Origin of the sequence: Dactylosporangium aurantiacum (genome assembly GCF_000716715.1) — a bacterium.
GTDB lineage: Bacteria > Actinomycetota > Actinomycetes > Mycobacteriales > Micromonosporaceae > Dactylosporangium > Dactylosporangium aurantiacum.
Map to the genome: position 1 here is coordinate 1 of NZ_JNYJ01000104.1, position 7,017 is coordinate 7,017.

Here is a 7,017-nt window from a genome sequence, read left to right on the forward strand (position 1 = left end):
CTGGTGCAGCTGGTCCAGCGCCTCCTGCTCGTGACCGGCCTCAGCGTGGCTGTAGTCCAGGCCGTTGTCGCCGTGGTCGCCGCTGTCCCACTCGCTCATTACATCCCCCAGCTCATTGGTGTGATCGTGTTGCTGTTGTCGTAGACGTTAGGCAATCTCGAAAAGCATTGAATCCCCCAAACGTGCCACGGCCCAGCGCAATGCAAGGTAGGCGACAGTCGCGAACCGCGCGACCCCGCCGGCCGTGTCACCGGGCAGCTGGGGGCACCGTTCGAACCCGGTGTCCCTGGTGTCGTCAACCCCTCACAAGGCCGGTACCCAGCCCGGAACATACCGCGCGGCGGGCCCGGAGCAGGCGCTCCCGGCCCGCCGCATTACGCTGTCGGCCGTGATCGGGCCTCTGGCAGTCGCCATCTCCGTGCTGTCGCTCGCCCTGGCGGCCTGGGCGTTCGTGGAGTTCTTCCGGCACCGCGCCCCGACCCGCCCGCTCTTCCAGGGCCTCGCCGTGGTCGGGGTCCTCGTGCTGGTGCAGGTGGTCGCGCTCGTCGTCGGCCTGGCCCGCGGCGGCGGCCCGGACGACGGCGGCCTCGTCGTCACCCTCGTCGGGTACATGTTGACGGCGCTGCTGCTCCCGCCGGCCGGTGCGGTCCTCGCCCGGATGGAACCGACCCGGTGGGGTTCGCTGCTCATCGGCAGCGCCGCCGTCATCGTGCCCGTGCTCATCCTGCGACTGGGACAGATCTGGAATGGCTGACGACGACAACGGCCGGCTGCACCGCGGACCCGGCCGGGTCCTGGTCGCGATCTACGGGGTGTTCGCCCTGGCCGCGACCGCCCGCGCGGGCGTGCAGATCGCCACGAAGTTCGGCGAGGCGCCCCTGGCGTACTCACTGTCGGCGCTGGCCGCCGCCGTCTACGTGGTGGCGACCGTCGCCCTGGCCCGCGGCGCCCGCCGCCTCGCCCTGGCCGCCTGCGGCTTCGAGCTGCTCGGCGTGCTGACCGTCGGCACGCTCAGCGTGGTGGACGCCGCCGCCTTCCCCGACGCCACCGTCTGGTCCGACTACGGGCAGGGGTACGGCTACGTCCCGCTCGTCCTGCCGGTCGTCGGCCTGTGGTGGCTGCTGCGCGGCCGCCGCCCCGGCGCGCCGGGCCGGGCCGGCGAGGCCGGCTAGCGGAAGTCGCGGGACGCCGGACGGACCGGCAGGCGCAGCACCGCCAGGTGGTCGGCGCGCAGGTTGAGCACGCCCTCGGCCTTCTCCAGCACCCCGCGCACCACCATCGCGCCGGCGGTGCGGGCGACCCGGCGGTGCCGCTGCCACAGCCCGGGCGTGCAGGTGACGTTGAGCATGCCGGTCTCGTCCTCCAGGTTGATGAACGTGACCCCACCCGCGGTCGCCGGGCGCTGCCGGTGCGTGACGATCCCGCCGACGGACACCCTGCGGCCCGGTTCGACGTCGTGCAGCCGCCGCACGGACAGCGCGCCGATCCGGTCGAGGTACTCCCGGGCGAACTGCGCCGGGTGCGCGTCCGGGGCCAGGCCGGTCGCCCACACGTCGGCGACCATGCGTTCCACGGCGTCCATGCCCGGCAGCATCGGCGCCTCCAGGCCACCGGTCGTGCCCGGCAGCCGGCCCGCCGTCTCCTGCGCCGCGGCGCCCGCCGCCCACAGCGCCTCCCGCCGGCTGAGCCCGAGGCTCGCGAACGCGTCCGCCGTGGCCAGGGCCTCCAGGTGGGCGGTGCTCAGCCGGGCCCGGCGGGCCACGTCGCTCATGGAGGTGTACGTGCCGCGCCCCGCCGCGATCCGTTCCGCGACCTCGTCGCCCAGCGACCGCACCGCGGACAGCCCGAGCCGCACGACCGGCCCGCCGCGGCCCCACCCGGACGGCCCGGCGCCCGGCGTCTCCCCCGGGACCGGGTCCTCCAGGGTCGCCTTCGCCGCGCTCAGGTTCACGTCGGGGCGCCGGACGGTGACCCCGTGCCGGCGGGCGTCGTCGACCAGCGACTGCGGCGAGTAGAACCCCATCGGCTGGGCGTTGAGCAGCGCCGCGCAGAACGCCGCCGGGTGGTACCGCTTCAGCCACGCGCTCGCGTACACCAGGTACGCGAAGCTCATCGCGTGGCTCTCCGGGAACCCGTAGTTGGCGAACGCGGCGAGCTTGTCGAACAGGTCGTCGGCGAGGGCGCCGGTGATCCCGTTGGCCGCCATCCCCTCGTACAGACGCCGCCGGATGCGGCCCATGCGCTCCATCGAGCGTTTCGAGCCCATGGCACGGCGCAGCTCATCGGACTCGGCGGGGGTGAAGCCGGCCACGTCGATCGCCATCTGCATCAGCTGCTCCTGGAACAGCGGCACGCCCTTCGTCTTCTCCAGGGACCGCTCCAGCAGCGGATGCGGGTAGGTGACCCGCTCCTGACCGTTCTTGCGGCGGATGTACGGATGCACCGAACCGCCCTGGATCGGGCCGGGCCGGATCAGCGCGACCTCGACGACCAGGTCGTAGAACTCGCGGGGCTTCAGCCTGGGCAGGGTCGCCATCTGCGCGCGGCTCTCCACCTGGAACACCCCGACGGAGTCGGCCCGGCACAGCATGTCGTACACCTCCGGGTCGTCCAGCGGCATCGTGGAGATGTCCAGCTCGCCGCCGATCATCTCGAACGCGTACCGCAGCGCCGACAGCATGCCCAGCCCCAGCAGGTCGAACTTGACCAGCCCGACGGAGGCGCAGTCGTCCTTGTCCCACTGCAGGACCGTGCGGCCCGGCATCCTGGCGTGCTCGACGGGGCACACCTCGATCACCGGCCGGTCGCAGATGACCATGCCGCCGGAGTGGATGCCCAGGTGCCGGGGGAACGTGAGCAGCGCGTTGGCGTGCTCGACCACCTGCCGCGGGATGTCGTCGTGGTCGCCGTCCTCCAGCGCGCCCCACCGTTCGACCTGCCTGCTCCACGCGTCCTGCTGCCCCGGGGAGTGCCCGAACGCCTTGGCCATGTCCCGCACCGCGGACTTCGGCCGGTACGAGATGACGTTGGCGACCTGGGCGGTGTACCGGCGGCCGTACTTCGCGTAGACGTGCTGGATGACCTTCTCCCGCTGGTCGGACTCGATGTCGACGTCGATGTCGGGCGGCCCGTCGCGCTCCGGGGACAGGAACCGCTCGAACAGCAGCCCCCACTTGACGGCGTCGACGTTGGTGATGCCGAGCGCGAAGCAGACCGCCGAGTTCGCCGCGGAGCCGCGCCCCTGGCAGTAGATGTCGTTCTCCCGGCAGAACGTGACGATGTCGTACACGACGAGGAAGTAGCCGGGGAAGTTCAGCTCCTCGATGAGCGCCAGCTCGTGCGCCAGCTGGGCGTGCGCCCGGTCGTTGCCGCGGTACCGCTCGGCGGCCTTCGTCATCGTCAGGTGCCGCAGCCAGTCCATCTCCGACATGCCGGGCACCGGCACCGGGTAGTCCGGCAGCCGGGGCGCGACGAGCTGCAGGTCGAACGCGAGCTGCTCGCCGAACCGCGCGGCGTTCGCGACGGCGCCCGGCCAGGCCGCGAACCGGGCCGCCATCTCCGCGCCGGAGCGCAGGTGGGCGGTGCCGGCCGCGGGCAGCCAGCCGTCGATGTCGTCGAGGCTGCGCCGGGCCCGCACGGCGGCCAGGGCGGTCGCCAGCCGCCGGCGGCCCGGGGTCGCGTAGTGCACGTTGTTCGTGGCGACGACCGGCAGGCCCCTGGCCCGCGCCAGGCCGGCGAGGGCGTCGTTGCGTTCGTCGTCCTCCGGGCCGCCGTGCGAGGTCAGCTCCACCGCCACCGACCCGGCGCCGAACAGGTGCGTGAGGCGGTCCAGCTCCCGTCCCGCCGCGTCCGTGCCGTGCTCCAGCAGCGCCGCCGGCACGTGCCCCTTGCGGCAGCCGGTGAGGATCAGCGCGTGGTCGCGCAGGGTCGCGGCGACCTCCTCCAGGTCGTACACCGGCCGGCCCTTCTCGCCGCCGCGCAGGTGGGCCTCGCTGATGGTGCGCGACAGCCGCGCGTACCCCTCCGGGCCCCTGGCGAGGACGAGCAGGTGCCGCCCCCGCGGGTCGGGCTCGCCCTGCTGCGGACCGGGCAGCCCCAGCGACAGCTCCGCCCCGAACACCGTGCGGAGGTCCAGCTCCCGGGCGGCCTCGGCGAAACGGACCACGCCGTAGAAGCCGTCGTGGTCGGTGATCGCGACCGCGGACAGGCCGAGCCGGGCCGCGGCCTCGGCGAGCTCCTCGGGGTGGCTGGCGCCGTCGAGGAAGCTGAAGTTCGTGTGGCAGTGCAGCTCCGCGTACGGCACCGCGCCGGGGTCGCGTTCCAGCTCCGGCGGTGCGGTGTACCCGGGGCGTCTGCGGGTCCAGGCGGGGGCGTCGCCGCCGTCGCCGTCGTCGGCGGCCAGGACGTCGGGGTGGAAGCCGGCGGGTCCGCTGAGGCGGCGTTCCAGCTCCCGCCACGGGATGTCGGGGTTGGTGAATCCCATCAGTCGTACAGCGCTTCCACGTGCCAGGTGCCTTCCTCGAGGACGGCCAGGATCGCCTGGTCGTCGGCGAGCTGGAGCTGGAACCGGGCGCGGCGGCGGGCCTCGCCGTCGTCCCACCAGCGTTCGTCGGCCGGCCACGGCCCGGCCCACGCGACCACGCCGACCGGCTGGCCGTCGCCGATCCGTACGGTCGCGGGCGCGCCGCTGAGCTCCAGGCGCCCGCTGACCCGGACCGTGCGCCCGTCGCCGTCCAGCACCTCCGCGGGCAGCGGCTCCGGGTACACGGTCGCCGGCGACGGGGACGGCAGCCGCCCCGGCCACGGCGCGTCGGTGCCCTGCGCGACCCGTTCGTCGCCGAACGCCACGAGCCGGATCCGGCTGCTGTCGGCGCGCCCGCCGTCGAGGACGGCGGTGAGGACCGCGTCGGGTCCCAGCAGGCCCTGGACGCGGGTGAGGGCCCGGTGGGCGCGGTCGCGCTCGTCGCCGGCCTCGCCCCACAGGCCGGGCTGGAGGCCGAGGTGCTCGACGACGCCCTCAGGGATCAGCCGCAGCCGCGCTATCGCGCCGTTGGGCCTGGTGGTGTCGCTGTTCTTGCCGGTGCCGGTGAGCCAGCCGTCGAGCTGCCAGCGGAGGCGGTCGGCGATCGCGTTCACGCTCAGCAGCCCGTCGTGCCGCCAGGTCCGCAGCAGCTCCTGCCCGGTGACGGTGGTCGCCTCGATGCCGAGCCGGGTGCAGGCCAGCCCGTGCGCGCCGAGCCGCTCGTGCAGCCGCTCCGCGAGGGCCCGGGCCGCGAACGCGGCGGCGTCGACCCGCTCGACCGGCTCGTCGAACGTCTCGGTCACGTCGAGGTCCGGCGGCGGCCGGCGCGGGGCGAGCGGCCGCTCGTCGTTGCCGCCGGCGAGCCGGTGCGCGAGTGCCGCGTCGAACCCGAACCGCGCCAGCACGTCCGGCCCCGGCAGCGCCGCGAACTCGGCCAGGGTGTGGATCCCGAGCCGCCGCAGCAGGTCGGCGAGCGCGGGCCGGCCGAGCGCGGTGATGCTGAGGTCCGCCAGGAACGCCGCGGTCTCCCCCGGTGGCACGAGCACCCCGGCCCGCGCCGCGAGCCCCGCCGCGAACGTCCCCTCGGCCACGCCGACCTGCGCCTCCACGTCGCAGCGCTGCGCGATGTGCTCGACGATCCGCTCGGCGGCGACGGCCTCGCCGCCGTAGTACCGGGCTGGCCCGCGGGCCGCGAGCGCGCACGCCCCGGGCCGCAGCGTCTCCACCCCGGGCGCGAGCTCCTCGACCGCCGCGAGCACCGGCTCGAACGCCCGCATGTCCCGCCCGGGGTCGTGCTCCAGCACGATGAGGTGCGGGCACCGCCCCTGCGCCTCCCGTTTGCGCAGCCCGCGCCGCACCCCTTCGGCCCGCGCCGCGGGCGACGTGGCGAGGACCCGGTTGGCGTGCAGCACCGCCACCGGCTCGTCCGCCGGGTACCCGTCCACGATCTCGGCCGCGATCACCGGCCAGTCGGGGCACCACACCACGATCGTGCGCAGCATCACCACCACCGCTCCCCCACGGCGCGGACCACCGTCTCCGGCCGGCCGGCCGTGGTGGCCAGCCGGGCCGCGGGGGCCGGTCTGTGCGGGTCGCCGGTCGCGGGGGCCGGTCTGTGCGGGTCGCCGGTCGCGGGGGCCGGTCTGTGCGGGTGGCGGGCCGCTGGGCCGTCCGGGTCGCCGGTCGGGGCGGCCGAGGTGTTCGGAGTGCGGGTCACGGTAGCCGGGCTGTCCAGGGTGCGGGTCGCGGCGGCCGGGCGGTTCGGGTGGCGGGTCGCGGCGGTCGAGCGGTTCGGGTGGCGGGTCGCGGCGGTCGAGCCGTTCGGGTGGCGGGTCGCGGTGGTCGGGCGCATGTCAGCCGACCCTCCGCAGCGCCGCGGGCGCCTTCCGCGGCATCCGCGCGTCGTGGACCGGCGGCAGCGGCCCTTCCAGCGCGGGCAGCCACAGTGTCACCTCACGCGCGGCGCTCGCCGCGCCCCGGCCGCGGGCCTGGATGGTCAGCTCCCGGCAGCGCAGCCGCCCCCGCCCTTCGCCGAGCCCGCCCCAGCTCTGCTGGACAGGGGTCACCGTCACGTCCGCCCCCGCCCACACCCCCGCCGGCATGAGCACACTGCCCCGCTGCCGGGCCCGCGCCGCCAGCCGCCCCGCCACCGACGGCGCCACCGTCCCCGGCACCGCCGCCACCACGATGTCCACCCCGTCGAGCAGCGCCGCCACGATGCCCGCCCACTCGGTCCCCGGATGCGGCACCAACGCCAGCCGCTCGAGCGCGACCCCCATCTCCGCCGCCGCCACCGGACTCAACGCCGGCATCCCCACCACCGCACACCACGACCCCGCCCGGCTCGCCGCCGCCAGCAACGCCAGCAGCACCGACGACGTCTGCACCGCGACCGTCGCCCCCCGCCGCAGCCCGCCCCCCGGCAGCAACGCCCGCAGCCCCGCGAGCACCGGCAGCACCTTCCCCGCCCCGACCCCAGCCCCACCGGCCTGCTC

The 7,017-nt window shown here is 75.4% G+C and carries 5 protein-coding genes and 1 pseudogene; 2 read left to right on the forward strand and 4 right to left on the reverse strand.

What is annotated here, in order from left to right; genetic code table 11:
- Window positions 1–388: 388 nt before the first annotated feature.
- Together OP18_RS50225 and OP18_RS50230 are read left to right on the forward strand one after the other, a co-directional pair.
- A complete protein-coding gene (locus OP18_RS50225; RefSeq protein WP_033367840.1) occupies window positions 389–754 on the forward strand; it encodes a hypothetical protein in 366 nt (121 codons plus the stop codon).
- Window positions 747–1,172, forward strand: a complete 426-nt coding sequence (locus OP18_RS50230) for a hypothetical protein (RefSeq protein ID WP_033367842.1) — start codon at window positions 747–749, stop codon at window positions 1,170–1,172. Before OP18_RS50225 ends, OP18_RS50230 begins: the two co-directional genes overlap by 8 nt.
- Here the strand turns inward: OP18_RS50230 and OP18_RS50235 are convergent.
- The 4 genes and pseudogenes from OP18_RS50235 to OP18_RS50250 all read right to left on the reverse strand — a co-directional run.
- Entirely contained in the window at window positions 1,169–4,483 is a 3,315-nt protein-coding gene (locus OP18_RS50235) for an error-prone DNA polymerase (protein WP_033367844.1), read from the reverse strand. The genes OP18_RS50230 and OP18_RS50235 overlap by 4 nt on opposite strands.
- Window positions 4,483–6,030, reverse strand: a complete 1,548-nt coding sequence (locus tag OP18_RS50240) for a DNA polymerase Y family protein (protein ID WP_156090372.1) — start codon at window positions 6,028–6,030, stop codon at window positions 4,483–4,485. The genes OP18_RS50235 and OP18_RS50240 overlap by 1 nt, the downstream gene beginning before the upstream one ends.
- Window positions 6,024–6,374: a hypothetical protein gene (locus tag OP18_RS50245; protein WP_033367846.1), complete on the reverse strand. Its 351-nt coding sequence runs from the start codon at window positions 6,372–6,374 to the stop codon at window positions 6,024–6,026. Before OP18_RS50245 ends, OP18_RS50240 begins: the two co-directional genes overlap by 7 nt.
- A gap of 1 nt (window position 6,375) precedes the next feature.
- Window positions 6,376–7,017, reverse strand: a pseudogene (locus OP18_RS50250) (hypothetical protein); the annotation flags it as partial.

Coding starts and splice junctions, on each gene's coding strand:
- OP18_RS50235 (WP_033367844.1), bottom strand. CDS start 4,483: ATGGGATTCACCAACCCCGACATCCCGTGGCGGGAGCTGGAACGCCGC.
- OP18_RS50245 (WP_033367846.1), bottom strand. CDS start 6,374: ATGCGCCCGACCACCGCGACCCGCCACCCGAACGGCTCGACCGCCGCG.
- OP18_RS50230 (WP_033367842.1), top strand. CDS start 747: ATGGCTGACGACGACAACGGCCGGCTGCACCGCGGACCCGGCCGGGTC.